The organism is Listeria aquatica FSL S10-1188 (genome assembly GCF_000525795.1).
In the GTDB taxonomy this organism is placed as follows: Bacteria; Bacillota; Bacilli; order Lactobacillales; family Listeriaceae; genus Listeria; species Listeria aquatica.
The window spans coordinates 1-20463 of record NZ_AOCG01000010.1; the positions used below are offsets into that span (position 1 = coordinate 1).

The 20463-nt window shown below is 42.6% G+C and carries 20 protein-coding genes and 1 pseudogene; 10 read left to right on the forward strand and 11 right to left on the reverse strand.

All coding sequences use genetic code 11. The features are described from left to right. Positions 1 to 373, forward strand: a 373-nt coding sequence (locus tag MAQA_RS07540; RefSeq protein ID WP_036072752.1) for a DUF3324 domain-containing protein, incomplete at its 5' end; no start/stop codon positions are given. Between the two features lie 56 nt (positions 374 to 429). Here the strand turns inward: MAQA_RS07540 and MAQA_RS07545 are convergent. Further along, positions 430 to 1497, reverse strand: a complete 1068-nt coding sequence (locus tag MAQA_RS07545) for a LysM peptidoglycan-binding domain-containing protein (protein WP_052008532.1) — start codon at positions 1495 to 1497, stop codon at positions 430 to 432. Then, a complete protein-coding gene (locus tag MAQA_RS15595; RefSeq protein WP_052008533.1) occupies positions 1463 to 1807 on the reverse strand; it encodes a hypothetical protein in 345 nt (114 codons plus the stop codon). Before MAQA_RS15595 ends, MAQA_RS07545 begins: the two co-directional genes overlap by 35 nt. 252 nt (positions 1808 to 2059) lie before the next feature. On the opposite strand from MAQA_RS15595, the gene MAQA_RS07550 reads away from it, so the two are divergent. Beyond that, positions 2060 to 2626 carry a TetR/AcrR family transcriptional regulator gene (locus MAQA_RS07550; protein WP_036072753.1) on the forward strand — a complete coding sequence of 189 codons (567 nt, stop codon included), beginning with the start codon at positions 2060 to 2062 and terminating at the stop codon, positions 2624 to 2626. Between the two features lie 73 nt (positions 2627 to 2699). On the opposite strand, the gene fucO is transcribed toward MAQA_RS07550, so the two are convergent. From fucO to MAQA_RS07580, 6 genes are read right to left on the reverse strand one after another with little or no spacing between them, the layout of a single operon-like run. After that, positions 2700 to 3893 carry a lactaldehyde reductase gene (fucO, locus tag MAQA_RS07555; protein ID WP_052008534.1) on the reverse strand — a complete coding sequence of 398 codons (1194 nt, stop codon included), beginning with the start codon at positions 3891 to 3893 and terminating at the stop codon, positions 2700 to 2702. A 34-nt stretch (positions 3894 to 3927) separates the two neighbouring features. Further along, positions 3928 to 4242, reverse strand: a complete 315-nt coding sequence (gene rhaM, locus MAQA_RS07560; protein WP_036072754.1) for an L-rhamnose mutarotase — start codon at positions 4240 to 4242, stop codon at positions 3928 to 3930. A 5-nt stretch (positions 4243 to 4247) separates the two neighbouring features. Continuing rightward, entirely contained in the window at positions 4248 to 5069 is an 822-nt protein-coding gene (gene rhaD, locus MAQA_RS07565) for a rhamnulose-1-phosphate aldolase (protein ID WP_036072755.1), read from the reverse strand. Between the two features lie 12 nt (positions 5070 to 5081). Beyond that, positions 5082 to 6335: an L-rhamnose isomerase gene (gene rhaA, locus MAQA_RS07570; protein ID WP_036072762.1), complete on the reverse strand. Its 1254-nt coding sequence runs from the start codon at positions 6333 to 6335 to the stop codon at positions 5082 to 5084. Positions 6336 to 6353: 18 nt separating this feature from the next. Further along, positions 6354 to 7802 carry a rhamnulokinase gene (gene rhaB, locus MAQA_RS07575; protein WP_036072930.1) on the reverse strand — a complete coding sequence of 483 codons (1449 nt, stop codon included), beginning with the start codon at positions 7800 to 7802 and terminating at the stop codon, positions 6354 to 6356. A 2-nt stretch (positions 7803 to 7804) separates the two neighbouring features. Then, on the reverse strand, positions 7805 to 9115 hold the full coding sequence (locus tag MAQA_RS07580; RefSeq protein ID WP_173400313.1) for an MFS transporter: 1311 nt from the start codon (positions 9113 to 9115) through the stop codon (positions 7805 to 7807). 124 nt (positions 9116 to 9239) lie between these two features. Between MAQA_RS07580 and MAQA_RS07585 the strand changes: the two genes are divergently transcribed. Next, the gene (locus tag MAQA_RS07585; RefSeq protein ID WP_036072769.1) at positions 9240 to 10235 is read left to right on the forward strand and encodes an AraC family transcriptional regulator; all 996 of its coding nucleotides are present in this window, start codon (positions 9240 to 9242) and stop codon (positions 10233 to 10235) included. Between the two features lie 52 nt (positions 10236 to 10287). Here the strand turns inward: MAQA_RS07585 and MAQA_RS07590 are convergent, their stop codons facing one another. The 3 genes from MAQA_RS07590 to MAQA_RS07600 all read right to left on the reverse strand — a co-directional run bounded on the left by MAQA_RS07590 (position 10288) and on the right by MAQA_RS07600 (position 12326). Continuing rightward, on the reverse strand, positions 10288 to 10599 hold the full coding sequence (locus MAQA_RS07590) for a PTS sugar transporter subunit IIA (protein ID WP_036072770.1): 312 nt from the start codon (positions 10597 to 10599) through the stop codon (positions 10288 to 10290). Between the two features lie 41 nt (positions 10600 to 10640). Then, positions 10641 to 11930: a PTS cellobiose transporter subunit IIC gene (gene celB / locus MAQA_RS07595; RefSeq protein ID WP_036072771.1), complete on the reverse strand. Its 1290-nt coding sequence runs from the start codon at positions 11928 to 11930 to the stop codon at positions 10641 to 10643. Positions 11931 to 12020: 90 nt separating this feature from the next. Beyond that, positions 12021 to 12326 (reverse strand): PTS sugar transporter subunit IIB, encoded by a 306-nt coding sequence (locus tag MAQA_RS07600; protein ID WP_149023338.1) that lies wholly within the window; start codon positions 12324 to 12326, stop codon positions 12021 to 12023. A 346-nt stretch (positions 12327 to 12672) separates the two neighbouring features. On the opposite strand from MAQA_RS07600, the pseudogene kdpA reads away from it, so the two are divergent. From kdpA to MAQA_RS07625, 7 genes and pseudogenes are all read left to right on the forward strand, one after another. After that, positions 12673 to 14366, forward strand: a pseudogene (gene kdpA, locus MAQA_RS07605) (potassium-transporting ATPase subunit KdpA). Between the two features lie 12 nt (positions 14367 to 14378). Beyond that, positions 14379 to 16424: a potassium-transporting ATPase subunit KdpB gene (kdpB, locus tag MAQA_RS07610; RefSeq protein ID WP_036072772.1), complete on the forward strand. Its 2046-nt coding sequence runs from the start codon at positions 14379 to 14381 to the stop codon at positions 16422 to 16424. Between the two features lie 11 nt (positions 16425 to 16435). Further along, positions 16436 to 16966 carry a potassium-transporting ATPase subunit KdpC gene (gene kdpC / locus MAQA_RS07615; protein WP_036072773.1) on the forward strand — a complete coding sequence of 177 codons (531 nt, stop codon included), beginning with the start codon at positions 16436 to 16438 and terminating at the stop codon, positions 16964 to 16966. 18 nt (positions 16967 to 16984) lie between these two features. Further along, positions 16985 to 18328 (forward strand): universal stress protein, encoded by a 1344-nt coding sequence (locus MAQA_RS15600; protein ID WP_277619953.1) that lies wholly within the window; start codon positions 16985 to 16987, stop codon positions 18326 to 18328. Continuing rightward, a complete protein-coding gene (locus MAQA_RS16135) occupies positions 18255 to 18992 on the forward strand; it encodes a DUF4118 domain-containing protein (RefSeq protein WP_277619954.1) in 738 nt (245 codons plus the stop codon). The genes MAQA_RS15600 and MAQA_RS16135 overlap by 74 nt, the downstream gene beginning before the upstream one ends. Further along, positions 18965 to 19621, forward strand: coding sequence for a sensor histidine kinase (locus MAQA_RS15610; RefSeq protein ID WP_241463160.1), 657 nt, complete (start codon positions 18965 to 18967; stop codon positions 19619 to 19621). Before MAQA_RS16135 ends, MAQA_RS15610 begins: the two co-directional genes overlap by 28 nt. Next, positions 19611 to 20318 carry a response regulator gene (locus MAQA_RS07625; protein WP_036072774.1) on the forward strand — a complete coding sequence of 236 codons (708 nt, stop codon included), beginning with the start codon at positions 19611 to 19613 and terminating at the stop codon, positions 20316 to 20318. The genes MAQA_RS15610 and MAQA_RS07625 overlap by 11 nt, the downstream gene beginning before the upstream one ends. Positions 20319 to 20463 lie beyond the last annotated feature (145 nt).

The window sequence follows — 20463 nt, forward strand, 5'->3', positions numbered from 1 at the left end:
CAAGATTTTAAAGTGGATAGCGAAGGTGACAAAACGCGGAAAAGAACAGGTTTTATTCCGAGAAAAGAAGGAAAACATGCGGCTTGCGCCCAATTCCAACTTTGATTATGGAGTGAACTGGAACAATCAGGCGTTTAAACCTGGGAAATATACACTTCATCTAACGGCATGGGGGAGCGGGAAAAAATGGACGTTTACAAAGAACTTTGAAATCAAACGAGAGGAAGCCACCAAGTGGAACGACAAGGCAGTCGAACTGGAACGCGACTACACAATGTGGTATGTGATTGGCGGCGTGATTCTTGTCCTTCTTCTTCTGATTGGCGTGTATTTATTAGGCAGAAAATCACGCAAGAAAAAGGAAGAGGAGTAATAGATGAAAAATAAGCCGAGTAAAGCGGGAAAGCTTTGCTCGGCTTATTGATACTTTTATTTTACACGTAATTTTTGACCTACATAGATTGTGTTCGAAGACAATTTGTTAAGTGATTTAATTTTAGCTACAGAAGTTTTGTTTTTCGATGCTAAGCTCCATAGTGTATCACCTTTTTTAACGGTGTAGTAAGAAGCTTGTGAACTGTTGTTGCCGGGTTTTGGAGTGGAAACATTTCCGTTTGTGCTAGACGAAACTTTTAGAACTTGTCCAACGTGAATGACGTCAGATTTTAATCCGTTCCAGCTTTTTAGGTTTGCAACAGAAACACCAAATTTGTTCGAAATGCGCCATAAAGTATCGCCAGCGCTTACTTTATAAGTTTTTGCAGGGGCAGAAGAACCACCGCCTGTATTCGAATTTCCAGGATTTATGCCACCTGATGTTGGCGGCGCAACCACAGTTCCTTTTTTCACGATTAGTTTTTGATTTACATAAATCGTGTCGGATTTTAGGTTGTTCATCGATTTGAGTGCGGCAACGGAAACGCTGTGACGTGTTGCAATGCGCCACAAAGTATCACCTTTTTTGACAGTGTAATACACATCAGCCGAGGATCCTGCGTTATTTCCGCTTCCCGGTGTGTCAAACTGTGTGAGGTTATACGTTTTAATCAAGTTATTGAGCTTTACGCTATAGCTTGTATCTGTTGCGTATGTACCTGTTAGCGCTTTTGTTGCATCCAAGTAAGAAGCAGTGTTGCTCTTCCATGCGCCCGCATAATAATTTGGATTCCATGATGGGCCACCTTTAATAACGCGCGCATAATCTTCAAGAGATTGGTGATAAGATGGATACTTCCGGAAATAAGCATTTACTGGGTAAAGATTTCCTTTTCCATCATCTTCCATCGTTTGTTTCAATACGGACTGACCATTGTAGGATCCTTTTATGCCAAACAAGTTATAGTTTGGTACAGAACCTAACATGCTGGTTCCATAAGCACTTTCTAAAATGGCTTGTGCCATCATAACGGAAGCATAAAGGTCGTTTTGCGACGCGATTTGCGATGCACTGCCGCTGATTTGGTCAATGAATCCTTGGACAGTTGCTGTCGAACGCATTGTCGTTTTTTTGAATGTTGCTGTAAGTCGCAGAAGCGGAATAGCTTGCTATTGGTTGTGCTACTGAAGTTGCTTCCACATTTTGCTGCGATGTTTGCTCTTCAGCTGCTGGTGTGTGCTCTCCACCGTTTTGATCATTTGCTGCCACTTCATCAGCGCTAACTGTTGTCGCATAGGCAGGAACGATAACGGAACTTGCTGCAGCTGTGAAGCCTGCTAGTGCTACTCCTTTTTTCAGTGCATCTTTTTTTTGTTGATCTTTTTCTTGGAGTTTAGCGGCTTCGATTCTCTCTTTTCTACTTACGTTCATGAACGCTCACCTCAATTATTCAATAATTTACAGACATTTGTCATCTCTTTTATTATCGCATGTTTTTAGCGCGATAACCATCCAAAAAAGATTACAATTCAGTTTCAATTCCTTGTTATACAAAAAGTTGTCACATTTATTCGAATGTAAGCCTCCACAAGATCAAAAAATAAGTAGCTTGAAGATTTTGGAAGGCTCTGCTATACTCTAATTAAGTAAGTACTTGCTTTAGGCAGTGAGGGGAGCAAATTTGTGATTACAAATGAATCGATCATGGAAGCCACTTTAGAAATGGTTGCCAAAAATGGAATCAAAGGTTCGACAACGAGACAGCTTGCAGAAGCTGCAGAAATCAATGAAGCGACGATTTTCAAGAAATTCAAAAGCAAAGAAAATTTGATTCACATGACGCTTGAATTTCAGTTTGAAGCAATGAAACAAGAAATTGATGATTTTTTCGCGAAAGAAATCACGGATAACGAAGTTTTCTTGCGTGAAGTGAGTCGATTTATTTTTGAACTTTACGACCAGCACCGCTCCTTCATGGTCATTTCTGTGAAAGAAATTGGTAGTAAAGATATGGAGTTTATTAATCCTACAATCGTTGAATATTTATATGAAAAAGTAGATACCAAATTGAAGAGTTTTATGGATAGAAAAGGACAAGCAGAGCAGTCAGAGATGGTTTCTCTCGTGCTGAATAGCGTGATTTTACTAACGATGGTGGAGCGCGTTAATGATGATATTTACGATCGACCGCCCAAAATCTCGATCGATGCTGAAATGCTTGCAAACGTGTTGCGAAAAATAATTTATTAAAAAAAGAAAAAGCCAAAATCCGGCAAGAAAGCAGGGTTTTGGCTTTTTCGATTTTGGGGGACTAAAAGATAAGTTAAAGCATGGCCTTGTAAAGCGCCAAAATGTCGTGGAGAGAGGCTTCCCGCGGGTTCCCGCCTGTGCAAACATCTTTTAACGCGTCACTTGCAATGGCCTCAAGATCTGCTTCCTGAACGCCTAGTTCACTAATGTTTTGTGGGATCCCCACCGCTATTCCAAGGCTTTTCACTGCTTCTACCGCTTTTTCGCGGACTTCTTCAAGCGGAAGTGTTGCTGCATCAGGAACACTCATTGCGACCGCAATATCCCGGTATTTTTCGCCCGTTTCCGCTTTATTATAATCCATCACGATCGGAAGAAGCGAAGCACAAGCAACGCCATGTGGCACATCATACCAAGCACTTAACGGATGAGCCATGCCATGAACGAGTCCAAGCCCTACATTTGAAAACCCCATTCCCGCCATGTATTGTCCAAGTGCCATTTCTTCGCGCGCCTTTTCGCTACCAGAAACAGATGCTTCAAGTGCGTGGCTGATAATTTCAATCGCCTTTAAATGAAGCGAATCAGTGAGTGCCCAAGCGCCTTTTGTGATATAACCTTCAATGGCGTGAGTTAGGGCATCCATCCCTGTTGCCGCCGCAAGACCTTTTGGCATTCCAAGCATCATATCGCTGTCGACAAATGCGCAAACCGGGATGTCGTGCGGATCTACACAAACAAATTTACGATTATTCGCCGCATCAGTGATGACGTAATTGATCGTAACCTCGGCCGCAGTTCCTGAAGTCGTTGGGACTGCAAGAATCGGCAAGCTGGGTTTTTTCGTCCCCGGTTCCCCTTCAAGGCTCAAAATATCGGCGTGTTGCGGATTTGTGTGGATAATGCCCATTGCCTTCGCTGTATCAATTGGGGAGCCTCCGCCCACCGCCAAAATATAATCCGCACCAGAGGTCTTGAGCTTATGAACCCCTTCCGTTACATCTTGCATAGAAGGATTCGGTTTAATCCCATCGAACACCTCAAAATTCAATTGATTTTGCTCTAAAATCGCCGTAATTTTATCCAGAAGACCCGACTTCACAATTCCTTGGTCAGTAACAACCAAGCCTTTTTGAAAAGCACGTTTTTCTACTTCCTCTGCAATTTTAGAAATCGCACCTTTACCAAAATAAGAAGTTTCATTTAAAATCATTCGATTTACCACATTAAACAGCTCCTTTGTTAGTTGTTTCACAATAAATAACATAGAATTGGAGCTGCTCGCTTGCAGCTCCAATTCGCTAAGCAAGGTAGAAAACTTGCACCAAGTCCTTTGAAACAGGACTATTATCTTCATTGGATTTCATGATAGGAGCCATATAAGCCCACCATTTTTGGCAGATTTCAGTTTTTGAAATCTTATCGTAGGTTGCCTTGTCGGCCACTTCCAAATAAGCAAATAAAATATCTGTTGCAGGATCTAGAAAGATCGAATAATTGGATGCACCATGTTCTTTCAGTGCTTGCTCCATCTCAGGCCAAAGTTCATCATGCCGCTTTTTATATTCCGCTTGCTGTCCTTCATATAAATACATGATTGAAGCAATCCGTTCCATGTGAGTTAATCCTCCTTCAAATAGCCTTCTTTTGGGTTAACGCCAAATCTTTCACCTAGCTGAGTTAGCTCTTCATCAGTAATCGTTTGTTTGGCACCGCCTTGTGCGCAAACAATCGTATAAACCTGTGCTGCTTTTTCAGCCGTTTCAATTAAACCGAACGTTTCATCCATCGTTTCTCCAGAACCATAAATACCGTGGTGCGGCCAAACAACAAGTCGTGTTTCCTTCATTTTTTCAGAAGTCGCGATTCCAATTTCATTCGTTCCTGGAATTAGCCAAGGAACGATGCCGACGCCGTCTGGAAATACAACAAGGCATTCCGTGCACATCTGCCAAAGCGTCCGCGTAAAGAGGCGCTCATCTAGTTCGTGCGTAAACGTCATGGCCAGTAAATGAGTCGCGTGGCAGTGCATCACAATCCGATTTTTAGGATTGACAGAAAGCCTAGCGATGTGACTCATCAAGTGAGAAGGTAGTTCGCTTGTTGGCGTTCCGCCGTCCGTGTAGCCCCATAGCACCTCAACCCCAGCGCCATCCTCCGCAATCCGAATAATCCCCAAGTTTTCAGCAGGCGCTTTAGCCACATTTTTAAAATATTTCCCAGAACCTGTGACAAGAAAATATTTCCCAGCGAGGGCTTTTCCGTCAAAGTCCATCGGTATCAACCGAAGCACATTGGTGGGATCAAGATAAGGCGTAATTTCACTTTCTTCTAGCAAATAACTAATATTGCCGCCATTTCTTTCATCCCAACCTAAGCGATATAAATTTGAAGTAGTTTCAATCATTTCCCGAAGAAAAGGGGCATTTTCAATATTTTCCATCAAAGAGGACTCCTATCTATTTAAAAGTACATTTTTTTCATATTCGCGAACTTCTTTTAGCCAGTCAAGACCAACTGGAACCCCATTTAGTTCACAGAATTGGTTCCAGATATCGCCGAATGGGAAATCCTTTAATTCTTCCGTAAGAACCATTCGTGTTGTAAAGTCATTTTCAAGTTCGATTTTCTTCAGGTCATCCGTTGGTTCAAGGAATGCCTTAAGCAAAGCCTTTTGCGTATTTCGTGTGCCTACAACCCAAGCAGCGATACGGTTGATGGTCGCGTCGAAGAAATCGAGTCCAATATTTGTGATCGGTAGTAAATCGTTACGAACGAGCTCACGGCCGATTTCAGTTAATTCATCATCCATTAAGACCACATGGTCGCTATCCCAGCGCACAGGACGGCTAACATGCAACATAACACCCTTAGAAAACAAAGCTAACGAAGAAAGTTTGTTGGAAATAAATTCAGTTGGGTGGAAGTGGCCTGCGTCTAAGCAAATCAATTTGTCACGAGTTAAGCCGTAGCCCATATAAAATTCGTGGGAGCCAACTGTGTAGGCTTCTGCACCCAGTCCGAACAATTTGCTTTCTACCGCTTCTTGCGTATAGTTTTCATCTAGTTTTTCTTCAAAAATTTCATCGAGTGCTTCCATCAAACGTTTGCGCGGAGAAAGGCGATCAATCGGGTTATCTTTCATTCCATCTGGCATCCAGAAGTTGTTGATACAAGTTTGACCGAGTTCTTTTCCAAAGTATTCCGCAATTTTCCGGGAACGTTTGCCGTGCTCGATCCAGAAGTCACGCACTTCTTTATCAGGAGACGCTAGTGTGTAATTGTCCTTAAACATCGGGTGCGAGAAGAAAGTAGGGTTGAAATCAAGTCCCAATCCTTGTTCCTTTGCCCAGTCTACCCATTTTGAAAAGTGTTTTGGTTCAATCGTATTGAGATCCACTTTTTCATCGGTATCGACATAAATCGCATGCAAGTTCACTTTATGCTTCCCAGGAATCATCGCAAATGCTTTTTCCAAGTCAGAACGAAGTTGTTCTGGCGTATGTGCGGCGCCCGGATAATTTCCTGTTGCCATAATGCCGCCCGTTAATTCGCCATCTGGATTTAAAAATCCCTTCACATCGTCGCCTTGCCAGCAGTGCATCGAAATTTTGACCTCTTGCAATTTTTTCAGTGCTTCATCTGTATCGACACCAATTTTTGCATAGCGTTCTTTAGCCGCCAAATAACGTTTTTCTACTTCACTCATTGTAAAAGCCTCCTCTGATTAGTTACGAATTAGCGCCGCATAGCTTTCAAGCGCCTTCGTTTCCTTCATTTGTTCAGGAATAAATTCTTTTATTTCAAAAGACTCGCGGATTAAATCGCGTGCATCCTGCACGCTTCCGATTTCGCCTTCTGTAATTAGTTGTACACTTAAGTTCCCGATAGCTGTTGCCTCTTGTGGGCCGGCATAGACCTTGATACCTGCTAGATTCGCCGTAAGCTGATTCAGTGTCGCCACATTACTTCCGCCGCCAACAATATAAAGCGCATCAATTTCCTTCGAAGTGATCTCTTTCATTTTTTGAAGCGCCTGCGCGTAACAAAGTGCCAAGCTACCATACACACAATTGGTTAGTTCCCCGATCGATTCTGGAACCGGCTGCCCCGTATCCCGGCAGTAAGCTTGAATTTCCTCAATCATGTTATCTGGATTGTTAAAGCGGTCGTCGTTCACATCAATGATGGATACAAAGAATTCTTCTTTTTCGGCCAGTTGAGCCATCTCGGAAAAGCTATACTTATAACCTGTCAGGCGCGCGATTTCTTGCACGATCCAAAGACCCATGATGTTTTTTAGGAACCGGTAAGTTCCGTATGCGCCCCATTCATTTGTATAGTTTTCCTGAAAGGCAAGCTCACTTGTTATAGGCGTCCGAAGTTCCATTCCAAGAAGTGACCAAGTGCCGCTACTTAAGAAAGCCCAGTTTTCGCCTTTTGCGGGTGTTCCGACAACCGCAGAAGCCGTATCATGTGTCGCAACCGTGATGACATCCGTTTCCGGCAAGTCGAATTTTTCACGCCATTCGGGTTTTAATTTGCCAAGATGTGTTCCGGCATCACGAAGTTCTGCAAATTTGCAAGGGTCAATCCCGAGGTGTTCTAGCAAGTCCGAATCAAACAGTTGCTCCCGCAAATTGAGCATTTGTGTTGTGGATGAGTTTGTGGTCTCAGCGACTTGCTTGCCGGTAAGGATGAATCCAATGTAATCAGGAATCAGTAGGATTTTGTCCGCAGCCGCGATTAAATTTTTATCTTCCACATAAAGCTGATAAAGCGTATTTAATTCGAGAAATTGAATCCCCGTTTTCTTGTAAATATAATCTTTCGGGTATTCACTTGTTAGCACGCTAATTTTGCCTGCTGTTCGACTATCACGGTAGCTCACTGGATCGCCCAGTTTGTTACCCGCCGAATCAACGAGGACGTAGTCTACGCCCCATGTGTCGATTCCAAGTGTGCACGCGGAAATCCCCATCTGTTTGACCTTTTCAAGGCCGGTAAATATTTCATGAATCAGGGAATCCATGTCCCAGCGGTCGTGCCCATCGCGAAAGGTAAATCCGTTTTTAAAACGATGGATTTCGCTAAGTACAAGTTTCCCATCTCGGATATTTCCGAGTAGGAGCCGTCCGCTTGATGCCCCAATGTCAATGGCAACATAATTTTTCATCATTAATCACTTTCCTTTAAAACGCCTGTCGTTTCTTTTTTTACAAGATTAGGCTCTAAGTTTCCATAACGTTCTTTTGTGATTTCATCAAGAGTTCGACCGCGTGTATTTGGTGCCCAAATAACACCGATTAAGAGTGAAATTGCAAGGAGAGCAATCATAATCGTTCCTGCAACCGTAAAGCCAAGATTTGCAAGAATCACAGGGAAGATGATGGACCAAATTCCTGCACTACCGCGAACAAGGAAGAACATGATTCCTTGAACCCCGCCACGATATTGAGTTGGGAAAAGTTCCGTTGACCAAAGTGCATAAAAAGCTTGTGCACCGATTCCAGCAGAAATGCCCCAAAGAACAACGAATGTCCAAAGACCAAGCCAGCTCATGCCGACGTAAGTAAGAACGACCCAAGAAGCAACTGCCATTGCTGCGCCGACAAAGAATAAGAGGCGATGGCTTACGCGGTCGCCAAATTTGGCGAAGCCGAAATAAGTTCCAGCAGCAGTTAGGATCCAAAGTACCGCTTGTAGCAAATTGGCTTGTGTGTTGGTAAGGCCACCAACGGTTTCATAAACAAATGGCATGAAAAAGCCCATTGCTCCGGCAACAAGATTCCAGAACATATAAACCCCGACAAGGAATAAAATCGATTTGATATTTACTAAGTTTGAAAAAGCATTTTTCATCGGATGAGCTGGTTTTGCTCCAGATGCTTTTAATTTTGCTTGCTCTGCTTCCCAGTCTTTCGATTCATCGAGTTTGCGTTGTAAGTTCCAAGCGACAACTGCGACGATCAAAAGAGATAAGAAAAGTAAACGGTTTCCAAAGAGACCGAGCGGTGAAACTAAAATGCCAAGGGTGAAAATGATTGCCGGACCGCAAGACCAGGCGAACTGGGAAATTCCAATGTTTCTTGCCCGAGTTTTAGGGTCTGCCATTTCCGAAATATATGTCCAAGAAGCGGGAACGCCCGCGCCGACTGAGAGACCAGTAATTAAAAATCCTGCTAAAAGCATTGCAAAGTTCATCGAGAACATGATAATAGCAACGCCGAGAATGTAAACAAGCATGTTATATGTGTAAATAAATTTACGTCCATATTTATCAGCTAAATGTCCGCCGATAAGGGCACCAAAAGCCGATCCAAATGCGTTGGCACTGACTGCTCCAAGGAGCCCAACAGCAAAACTGCTGAGTCCAAATTGTTGTGCCCACAAAGTAAGACCACTAGCACCTGCAACAATACAACCTGAGTCTAGATAATTCGTTAATGATACTGCGATAGTTCCTTTTTTACTACTACCATTTGCCACATTACTCACAATTAACCCTCCTACGTATTTTGTTAAGCGCTTACTTATAATATATGTTTTAATGGTTGCGCTTACAATATCGAAGAGTTATGATAATAGTATCAAATATACAGGTGGAGATTACATGGAAGAACGAGTTGAAAAGCAGTTATATCGTTTGAATGCCAAGGAAAAATGGCAAAAAGAAACTGGACAATTTTCGATGGATTACCCGAAAAAATCCTTTTCTGAAAAAGATGGAACAATGAATTTGTTAAATGAATATTTTTTCCGAAATAAAGATATCTATGTTAGTAAACACAACCGTTTTGCAGATTATCCGGCGCATTCGCACCAGTTTTTGGAACTGAATTACATGCTTCGCGGTGAGTGTAAACAAGTGATCGAAGGAAAAGAAGAAACATTGCAAGAGGGGGAGTTATTGCTACTCGACATTGGTTGCCATCACTCGATTAAAGCGACGGGCGAGAACGACATTTTGATCAACATTCTTTTTCGCGATCAAAGTATCAATTTAGAGTGGCTTACGGGGATCAAGAAGAAAAACAGTTTAGTTTATGACTTTTTATTGAATTCAGCAGTTGATGGCCAGCGGATGAAAAAATATATTATCTTCAAAAGCGCCAACATTCCCCATATCAAAAGGGTTTTGGAACAAATTATCGTCGAGTATTTTTTAGATGAAGAGTTTTCAACTAAAATGATAACGCTTTATTTGCCAATATTATTTACTGAACTTGTGAGGAAATGTGATACGTATCTATCTGATGAAGTGAAAAATTTATATTCGGAAACGAATAATATTGCATTAAATACGTTACAATTGATTGAAAAAGAATATCGTGAATTGACTTTAAGCGGGGCTGCAGCTTCGCTCGGGTATAATAAAAATTATTTGAGCAATGTGATCAAGAAAAAAATCGGGGAAACTTTTACTGAGCTTGTGAACAAACAAAAATTGCTCGCGGCGGATCTTTTGATTGAATCAACAAGCCTGCCGATCAGTGAAGTTATAGAACAAGTTGGCTTTCAAAATAAAACCTACTTCTACACGCTTTATAAGAAAAAATATGGGATGCTGCCGCTTGAAAAGCGAAATACAAGCAAGGGAGTCAAATAATATAAAAAAATCCCGTTTGGTTCAGTGGGCTGAACCAAACGGGATTTTTGTTTTAACGAACGCGATACAATTCAACGATTTCTTTTGCTAAATCTTTGAAAGTGATACCGTTCATCAAGTGATCTTGCGCGTGAACTAATAACAATGATACAGGTGTTTTTTCACCGCGAGCTTCACCTTGGATAAGGGCTGTTTGCGAATGGTGAGCTTCAAGAAGTGCTTTGTCCGCTTCTTCAAGATACTTATCCGCTTCTTCAAAATTACCTTCTTTAGCGGCTTGAATAGCAAGCATTGCATTACTTTTTGCGTTTCCGCCATTGACAATGAGTCCCATGATTGTTTGTTCTAGATTTTCTGTATCCATTTTAACACGTCCTTAATTCTTTAATACTATATACAAGGTGATTAAGCTTCTGCTTCTCCTTTTTCACGACGGAGCTCTTGAATTTGAGCCATTTTCGCGAATGGAAGATAGATCAAGACAGCGATGATCAAGTTAACGGCTGCAAGAATACCACCTGCGATACTTTGTGTTGCAAGTGCACCACCGATAACTGGAGGCATTGTCCAAGGAGTGATGATTGTTGCTGCTGGAACAAGTCCAAGTTTTGTTGCAAAGTAAGCGATTGTTACAAGAACCATTGGTGTTAAGATATATGGAATGAACATGATTGGGTTCAGTACAATTGGAAGACCGAACATCATTGGTTCATTGATATTGAACACACCTGGTGCTGCTGAAAGTTTAGATACTGTCATGTAAGCTTTATGCTTACGAGCAACGATAAAGATCGCGATGATCAGTCCGATTGTTGCCCCAGTTCCTCCCATGTTCACAAATGAATCGAAGAAAGGTTTGTTAACGATATATGGAAGTTCTTTACCAGCTTTAAGTGCTTCTTGGTTAGCTGTGATCGCTGGAGCATTGATTGTTTGCATGAACGGGTCGATGATGTTCGCACCGTGCAAACCGAAGAACCATAGGAATGCAGAGATGAATGCAAGTAGAAGTGCTACGCCCCATGAGTTAGCAAGTCCCATGAACGGTTCTTGGATAAGTTTATAGAATTCATTAACAAGGTTTGTAATTCCAAATGCTTGGAAAAGAGCCGTAATAAGTGCAAAGATTGAAACTGTAATCATCGATGGGAATAGTGCTGCGAATGAACGAGACACTGCTGGCGGAACACCGTCAGGCATTTTGATGATTAGTTTTGGATTTCCGCTTAAACGCGTGAAAATTTCAGTAGATAAAATTGCGACGATAAGAGCTAAGAAAAGACCGATGGAACCAAGTCCGCCAACTCCTGGAATCCCTTTATCATCAGGAGCAATTGCGCCAATCGTGAAGAAAGTGGCAACTGAGATGACACCAGAAGATAATGCGTCTTTATCGTAAGATTTGGCAAGGTTATAAGCTACAGTAAAAGCAATTAAAAGTGCAAGAATCGCAAATGTACCATTCCAGATGTTTCCGCCGAAGTTTTGCCATTTTCCTTCGCCGAAAATGTTATTCATGAAATCTAGATAACCAGGAATTGGTAAATTGTTAATTAGTACTGCGAATGATCCTAGAATCATTAGCGGCATTGTCGCGATGAATCCATCACGGACAGCAACGAGATGGCGTTGTCCTCCGATTTTAGCTGCGTATGGAATAAAGTGTTTTTCCATAAAAGCGATAAAACCATTCATTTTAATACTCTCCTTTTTTTGATCCAGTTTGGATCTTTATTTAATATTTATAGAAACAACTTGTCAAAAGACGTTGTTCGCTAACGAAAGTTACTTCATCAATTCTTTCGCTGTTGCAAGAACTTTTTCCCCATTCATCGTACCGTAATCTGTCATATCAATAACGCCAACAGGTACGCCTTTGGGTTCTAGCTTTTCTTTCATTTTTCCTTCAAGGAAACGAACTTGTGGTCCAAGCATTAAGACATCAATTTCATCAAAGTGACTATCTGCCTCAGCTTCAGCGACAGCAAAAATATTTGCTTCAAGTCCTTCTGCCTCAGCTGCTTTTTGCATTTTGGTTACTAAAAGGCTTGTTGACATTCCAGCGGAACAAACGAGCATTATGGTTTTCAAAATCAAAACCTCCTAAAGTTTCATTTTATATTAACTATATATGCAAATTCCGTGCCAACTTTTAAAAGCTATGAAAGGGCTTCATAATAGCGTTTTCAAAAATATTTTTGCGTTACACATACAAAAACATCTGTGTAAAAATTACACGGATATCTTAACGAAATCTTTATGCCACAGGATAAGACCTTAACACTGTCTTTATATGCTTTTTGTTAGGATGGGGAGTGTAGAAAAAGTGAGGATTTAAAGGAGTGGGAAAAGTGGCTATTTTAATTGGGATCATGATCTGCATCACTGTAGGTTTAATGATTTATTTATTTTATATCCTGTTTCGAGGTGAAGACCTATGAGCAGGATTGTGATGCAAGATATTGTTTTTCTTCTACTATTGATAGCACTTGCGATACCAGTTGGGATTTATATTTACCGAATTCTAACATTTAAGCCCGTTTTTTTTAACGAAAGTCATCGCTCCTCTTGAAAAATTGGCTTATAAAATGATTGGGAAAAATGCGGAAGAAGAAATGAGCGCAAAAAGATACGCCGCATCCGTCGTTTTATTCAGCGGAGTAGGTTTGATTTTTTTTAATGGCAGTGCTCATGCTTCAAGGTGTGTTGCCGCTTAATCCAGAACATCAAAAAGGCATGTCGCTCGGGCTAGCGTTTAACACGGCTGCAAGTTTTGTCACGAACACAAACTGGCAAGCTTATTCGGGGGAAAGCGCACTTTCTTATCTTTCGCAGACGATCGGACTTACGGTGCAAAACTTCGTGTCGGCAGGAACGGGGATTGCCGTACTGTTTGCGCTTGTGCGCGGCTTTATTTTGAAGAAAACACATTCGGTCGGGAACTTTTGGCAGGACTTGATTCGCGTTACATTATACTTGCTCGTGCCACTTTCGCTTGTCATGGCGATTCTCCTTGTTTCGCAAGGGGTTGTGCAAAGCTTCGCGCCATACGTGACGACGGAAACGCTCCAAGAAGGTGCGAAACAGTTGATTCCGCTTGGCCCAGCAGCTAGCCAAATTGCGATAAAACAACTTGGAACAAATGGTGGAGGCTTTTTTGGAGCAAACTCAGCTTTTCCGTTTGAAAATCCAACAGCTTTTAGCAATTTATTAGAAATCCTTGCGATTCTTTTGATTCCGGCGGCGCTTGTTGTGGCATTTGGACGTGCGGTGAAAGATGCCAAGCAGGGGCGCGTAATCTTTACAGTGATGCTTGTTTTATTTTCAGTGGGTCTCATCGCGATGACAGCTGCTGAGCAATTTAGTTTGCCAAGTACTGCAGGTGTAGCAGATTCAGCCGGTAATATGGAAGGAAAAGAAGCGCGCTTTGGTGTCTCGGGCTCGACACTATTTGGCGTGGCGACAACCGCCGCTTCAAATGGTTCAGTGAACGCCATGCATGACAGCTTGACACCGCTTGGTGGAGCCGTGCCACTTTTCATGATGCAACTTGGAGAAATTGTCTTTGGAGGCGTTGGAAGTGGACTTTATGGCATGATCGCCTTTGTTATTTTAACGGTCTTTATTGCGGGGCTCTTAATTGGGCGAACGCCGGAATATCTAGGCAAAAAAAATCGAGCCGTTTGACATGAAAATGGTTTGTCTGATCATTTTAGGCCCGCCACTTCTTACTTTATTTGGAACAGCTATAGCGGTGCTTTTACCAGCCGCAACGAGCTGGCTAACCAATTCAGGCGCGCATGGCTTTTCTGAAATTCTTTATGCATTTACATCCATGGGGAACAATAATGGTAGTGCTTTTGCGGGATTTTCAGCGGATACCGCTTTTACCAATTGGATTGGCGGAATCATTATGCTTCTTGCAAGGTTTTTACCACTAGTCGCAACTTTATTCTTAGCTGGAAATTTGGCACAGAAAAAAGTTGTTCCTGAAAGTAGTGGGACGCTTTCGACGAAAAACGGGATGTTTGCGGGACTTTTGATTGGCGTTATTTTGCTAGTGGGAGCCTTAGTTTCTTGCCAAGTTTAGCACTTGGACCGATTGCCGATTTTTTCACGGCTGGTAAGTAGGAGGACTTAAAAATGAAGAAAAAAGAAATTTATGCGGACGCGGCGGCACAGTCGTTCTTTAAGTTGTCACCGAAAATTCAAATAAAAAATCCAGTTATGTTTGTGGTGTATTTGGGAGCAGTACTAACGACTGTCCTTTACTTCCTTGGTTTTTTCGGGATCCAAGATGAGGCGCGCTGGTACACATTTGTGATTGCGATGCTTTTGTGGTTTACTGTTCTTTTTGCGAATTTTGCAGAGGCGATAGCAGAAGGACGTGGCAGAGCGCAGGCAGGAAGCTTGCGCGGCGCAAGGAAAGACGTTTCGGCGAGAAAATTGCAAGATCCAGAAAACCACAATCTTTATACGGAAGTCCTTTCCAATGAGCTTAAAAAAAATGATGTGGTTCTAGTTAAGATGGGCGAACAAATTCCGATGGACGGAGAGGTCATTACGGGAGCAGCTTCTGTAGATGAAAGTGCGATTACTGGGGAATCAGCGCCAGTCATTCGCGAATCAGGTGGAGATAGAAGTGCCGTGACTGGCGGAACAACACTTGTCTCGGATTGGCTTGTGATTCGCGTGACAGCTGAGGCGGGTGAAAGTTTTCTCGATAAGATGATCGCGATGGTGGAAGGTGCGGCAAGAAAGAAAACGCCGAATGAAATTGCTTTGCAAATTTTGCTTGTGACACTGACGATTATCTTTCTGGCGGTATCGGCGACATTAATTCCATTTACCGAGTTTTCAAGTCATTTGGCTGGAAAAGGGGAAGCTATTTCACTTACTAATGTGATTGCGCTCCTTGTTTGCTTAGCTCCCACGACGATTGGAGCGTTACTTTCTTCTATTGGGATTGCGGGAATGAGCCGTTTAAATGAAGCAAACGTACTCGCGATGAGTGGTCGGGCGATTGAAGCGGCTGGAGATGTGGATGTCCTTTTGCTAGATAAAACGGGCACGATTACACTTGGAAACCGGCGAGCAAGTCAATTTTTGCCTGTAGCGGGTGTTTCGGAGCGCGAATTAGCTGATGCGGCGCAGCTTTCCTCATTAGCTGATGAAACGGCTGAGGGGAGAAGCATCGTGGTGCTTGCCAAGGAGCGCTTTGACATTCGAGGTCGGGAGCTTTCGAGTGCGGAAGCGGAGTTCATTCCTTTTACGGCGAAAACGCGGATGAGCGGTACGAATTTTGGTGGAGATGAGGTCAGAAAAGGTGCCGCGGATGCGGTAAAACAATTTGTGGAATCGGTTGGGTCGACTTATCCGGCTGAATGCGAGGAGCTTGTCGCCAAAGTAGCACAGGCTGGTGGTACGCCACTTGTTGTTGTGAAGAATAAGCAAGTGCTTGGCGTTGTTTATTTAAAAGATATCGTAAAAAATGGTGTAAAGGAGAAGTTTCAAGATTTACGGGCGATGGGGATTAAAACGATTATGATTACAGGGGATAATCCGATGACAGCAGCGGCTATCGCAGCAGAAGCGGGTGTTGATGACTTTTTGGCGGAAGCAACTCCAGAAGCGAAACTGGATTTGATTCGCTCGTATCAAAAGGAAGGGCACCTTGTTGCGATGACAGGCGATGGTACAAATGATGCGCCGGCGCTTGCGCAAGCAGATGTAGCTGTTGCGATGAATTCAGGGACACAAGCGGCAAAAGAAGCCGGAAACATGGTTGATCTTGATTCTAGCCCAACGAAGCTGATTGATATTGTAAGAATTGGGAAGCAGCTACTCATGACAAGAGGCGCGCTGACGACATTTAGCGTTGCAAATGACATTGCCAAATATTTTGCGATTATTCCCGTACTTTTTTATGGGATTTACCCTGAACTTGAAGTGCTCAATTTGATGCAATTAACGAGTCCTGTCACGGCGCTCTTATCGGCAGTTATTTACAATGCGTTTGTTATCGTCTGCTTGATTCCATTGTCACTCAGAGGCGTGAAATATCGTGAACTTCCCGCACAAAAATTATTAGGACGGAATATTTTGATCTATGGGCTCGGCGGCATTATTGCGCCGTTTATTGCGATCAAAGCGATTGATATGCTACTCACAGTGATGGGGATTTCTTAGGAGGCGAGAAAATGAAGGTTTTGATAAAGCAAGCTTTACTGGCATTCCTTTTTTTGACACTGGTTTGTGGTGTGGCTTATCCAGCAGTTGTAACTTTAATTGCGCAAGCTGCTTTCCATGATCAGGCAAATGGCAGTATAATAGAAGAAAATAAAGGCTCAGCATTAATTGGTCAGACGTTTACGGAACCTAAATACTTACTTGGTCGGCCGAATGACGCCGCTTCGAATTTGAACCCTGCTAGCAAAGAAGCAAAACTGGAACGGGAGGAGCGTGCAAAAGCCCTTAAAAAGCTTGATCCGAATCAAGACGCTCCAGTTCCAGCTGATCTCGTTATGGGTTCTGCAAGTGGTGTCGATCCACACATTTCCGTTGCGGCGGCCGATTATCAGGCGAAGCGGATTGCAAGTGAACGAGGAGTTTCGGCAGAACAAGTTGAAAAAATTATTCAAAAGCATACAACGAAGCGGCTGCTCGGTTTTATGGGGGAACCGGTTGTGAATGTGCTAGCTGTAAATTTAGAACTCGATAAAAGCTTATAGAGGAAGGGGGAGCTTGCTGTGGAATCGGTGAATAGGGATGAGCAAAATAAGAAACGCGGAAAGCTGAAAATTTATTTTGGCTATGCAGCAGGCGTTGGAAAGACTTACGCGATGCTCAGCGATGCGCGCGAGGAACTCGCGCGCGGTGTGGACGTTCGGATTGGCTACTTGGAGCCGCACATGCGGAAAGAAACGGTGGAACTCGCAGCTGGGCTTCCCCAAATTCCACTTAAGTCGATTCGCTACCGCGAAATCGATTTAACGGAGCTAGATCTAGATGGGATTTTGGATGCGCATCCGGATGTTGTGCTCGTGGATGAGCTGGCGCATACGAACCCTGAAGGCATGCGAAATCGTAAGCGATATCAAGATGTCAGTGAACTTTTGGATGCTGGCATTAGTGTCTACACAACCGTCAATGTACAACATATCGAAAGCTTGAATGATCTAGTTTCAAGTATGATGGATAGCGATCTAGCAGAGACCATTCCGGATTGGTTTTTTGACCAGGCAGATCAAATCCGCTTGATTGACGTTGAGCCAGATGAGCTTATTAAGCGACTTGAAGAAGGGAAAATTTATTCCAGTGATAGCATCCAAGTGGCGCTGAGCCACTTTTTTACGAAGTCAAATCTTCGCGTTCTACGGGAAATGGCAACGCGCAAAGCGGCGGATCGGATTAGTTCTTCTAATCAAAAAGAAGCTAGAACTAGCAATACAAACTGGCTTGTATGTGTTGATACATCTTTATCCGCGAAAAAGCTCATTCGATGGACAGCACGCGCGGCAGAAGCTTTTCACGGCACTTTTACAGCATTACATGTTTCGAGTGGTAAGCCACTTTCAAAAGACGAGACAGAGCGACTGCGCGAAAATATGGAGCTTGCAGAAGAACTTTCGGCAGAAACCGTTACAATAACGGGAAGTGAACTTGCGACGGCGATCTCTGAGTATGCTAATTTGTCCGGTGTTACAAATATTGTGATTGGCAAATCAAAAAAACATAATTGGATTTTTGGCGAAGACCTAGAAGACACATTATTTCATTTATTAGATAAAACCGAAATTCATATGGTGAAAACTGCGCCTGAAAAAGCAAAAAGGAGGTTGCGTTTTTCTTTGCGTGACACAATTAGCTGGAATGATACTTTCAAGATGTTAGTTGCACTTATTCTTGCGACGTTAGTGTCAGAAGTCTTGCTACACCTTGGAATCGGTGACCAAAATATCATTATGGTGTATATTTTGGCTATTGTTATCCTTTCACGTATAACGACAGGCTATCTTTATGGCATCATTGGTTCTTTTTTTTGCCGTTTTAATGTTCAATTTTTTCTTCATGAATCCGCTTTACACCTTTGATACAATTCAAGCAGGTTATCCGATCACATACGGTATCATGTTAATTGTAGCGCTCACGACAAGTGCGCTTACCGTCCGGATTAAAAACTTTGCCAAACAAGCCGTAATCAGAGAAAAGCATACTGAAATTTTATATGAATTAAATCGCAAGTTGTTAGCGGCACAAAATCTCCAAGCCATCCTCGAGCTGTCGACTAATTATATGTTGCGATTGTTTGCACGTTCTGTTGTTTTTTATCCAAAAGATCCAGAAAAAGAGTCAAGTGCTGTATTCCTACAGGCTGAAGATGAAACAAAATCTGAGGTACTGCTTTCAAAAGCGGAGCAGGCGGTTGTGCACTGGGTATTTCATAATGGAAAAGCAGCTGGGAAAACAACGGATACACTAAGTGGCGCGGCTGGATATTATATGCCCGTCATCGCTCAAGGGCAAGTGCTGGGTGTTGTGGGCTTATATGCGAGTCGTGAAAAAGGATTGATTTCGCAGGAGGAACGGAATTTTTTGCGGATGATAGGGTCGCAAATTGCGTTGGCACTTTTGAAACAGAAACTTTCTGATGAGCAAAATGAAATCTTAGTCGTTGCTGAAAAAAGAAAAAAATGCGCGGCAATTTGCTACGTGCTGTATCACATGATTTGCGTACACCGCTTACAGGAATCTTAGGAGCTAGCTCTGTTCTGCTTGAAAGTGAAGTGAAGTTAGACCATGATACGAAAACGAAACTGGTTCGAGATATTAAAGAAGATTCTGAGTGGCTAATTCGGATGATAGAAAACTTGCTATCAGTGACACGGATTAGTGATAAGGAGTTCGCGTTGAAACCTGAAAATGAAGCCATTGAAGAAATCATAGGTGAAGCTGTTCAGCGTGTACGAGCACGATTCCCAGGAAGAGAAATTGCCGTCCAAGTTCCAAATGAAGTGGTTTTCGCGCCAATGGACGGCACCTTAATTGAACAAGTTTTAATCAATTTAATGGAAAATGCACTGCGACATGGTGGGGCAAACGCACGTGTTTGGGTCACAGCGAAACTTGCTCAAAATGAGGTGCAATTTACGGTAAAAGATGATGGAACGGGGATTCCACGCGAAAAAATGAGACATCTTTTTGATGGGATTTCAGCGTTAGAAACGAGTCGCGTAGATCAGTCGCGCGGTTTAGGAATTGGGCTTTCACTTTGCATGTCGATCATTAAGGCACACGGTTGTAAAATGGAGGCATTAGAAAATCCAGGCGGTGGAACCATTTTCCGATTTACACTACCCTTAGGAGGAAATGAGGATGGGAATTAATCAATTTGTACTCGTGGTTGAAGACGAAGAAGGAATTGGTCGATTTATTCAGGCTGTATTAGAGGCAAGTGACTATAAAGTTCTCAGTGCGAAAACAGGAAAAGAAGCATTGCGCGTGGCTGCTTCCTATACACCAGACCTCATTTTGCTCGATTTAGGATTGCCAGACATGGATGGATTAGAGTTACTAAAATCACTTCGCCACTGGTCGAGTATTCCTGTCATTGTAGTGTCAGCGCGGCTTCATGAGCGCGAAAAAGTAGAAGCGCTTGATTTAGGTGCCGATGACTATATTACGAAACCTTTTGGAACTTCTGAACTACTCGCGCGAATTCGTACAGCTCTTCGTCACCGGAATAACAACTTAACGAATGAACAGGGACAAGAAATGACGATTTTTCAGTTTGATGATTTGCAAGTTAATTTTTTAAAACGACAAGTCACTTTAAATGGTGTAGAAATTCATTTTACACCAATCGAATATAAAATTGTGGCACTGCTTGCCAGTCACGCAGGCAAAGTGTTGACACATGACTTCATCATGCATGAAATTTGGGCCTACGCAAATGAAAATCAGGCACTGAGGGTCAATATGAGCAACATACGCCGGAAAATTGAAGCAAATCCGGCAGAACCCCATTATATTCGAACAGAAGTAGGGGTAGGCTATCGGATGCTAGAACCAGAGAGAGATTGATATTTTAATTAAGATAAAAGGAATGCGTAGAGGACCGTTAAGGCTCCCTATTTATACTGTGTCTTTTTGCGAACCTTATTTAGATGTTATGATAAATTTATCTGCGGACATAGTTGGAAATGGAAATTTAGGAATATTTATCCAC

What these genes read in the sequence shown, in the direction of transcription:
- kdpC (WP_036072773.1), top strand. Translation starts at nt 16,436, where the DNA reads ATGAAGGTTTTGATAAAGCAAGCTTTACTGGCATTCCTTTTTTTGACA.
- MAQA_RS07625 (WP_036072774.1), top strand. Translation starts at nt 19,611, where the DNA reads ATGGGAATTAATCAATTTGTACTCGTGGTTGAAGACGAAGAAGGAATT.
- rhaM (WP_036072754.1), bottom strand. Translation starts at nt 4,242, where the DNA reads ATGGAACGGATTGCTTCAATCATGTATTTATATGAAGGACAGCAAGCG.
- rhaB (WP_036072930.1), bottom strand. Translation starts at nt 7,802, where the DNA reads ATGAAAAATTATGTTGCCATTGACATTGGGGCATCAAGCGGACGGCTC.
- MAQA_RS07585 (WP_036072769.1), top strand. Translation starts at nt 9,240, where the DNA reads ATGGAAGAACGAGTTGAAAAGCAGTTATATCGTTTGAATGCCAAGGAA.
- rhaA (WP_036072762.1), bottom strand. Translation starts at nt 6,335, where the DNA reads ATGAGTGAAGTAGAAAAACGTTATTTGGCGGCTAAAGAACGCTATGCA.
- MAQA_RS16135 (WP_277619954.1), top strand. Translation starts at nt 18,255, where the DNA reads ATGGCATCATTGGTTCTTTTTTTTGCCGTTTTAATGTTCAATTTTTTC.
- MAQA_RS07590 (WP_036072770.1), bottom strand. Translation starts at nt 10,599, where the DNA reads ATGGATACAGAAAATCTAGAACAAACAATCATGGGACTCATTGTCAAT.
- fucO (WP_052008534.1), bottom strand. Translation starts at nt 3,893, where the DNA reads ATGTTATTTATTGTGAAACAACTAACAAAGGAGCTGTTTAATGTGGTA.
- celB (WP_036072771.1), bottom strand. Translation starts at nt 11,930, where the DNA reads ATGAATGGTTTTATCGCTTTTATGGAAAAACACTTTATTCCATACGCA.
- MAQA_RS15595 (WP_052008533.1), bottom strand. Translation starts at nt 1,807, where the DNA reads ATGAACGTAAGTAGAAAAGAGAGAATCGAAGCCGCTAAACTCCAAGAA.
- rhaD (WP_036072755.1), bottom strand. Translation starts at nt 5,069, where the DNA reads ATGGAAAATATTGAAAATGCCCCTTTTCTTCGGGAAATGATTGAAACT.
- MAQA_RS07545 (WP_052008532.1), bottom strand. Translation starts at nt 1,497, where the DNA reads ATGCGTTCGACAGCAACTGTCCAAGGATTCATTGACCAAATCAGCGGC.
- kdpB (WP_036072772.1), top strand. Translation starts at nt 14,379, where the DNA reads ATGAAGAAAAAAGAAATTTATGCGGACGCGGCGGCACAGTCGTTCTTT.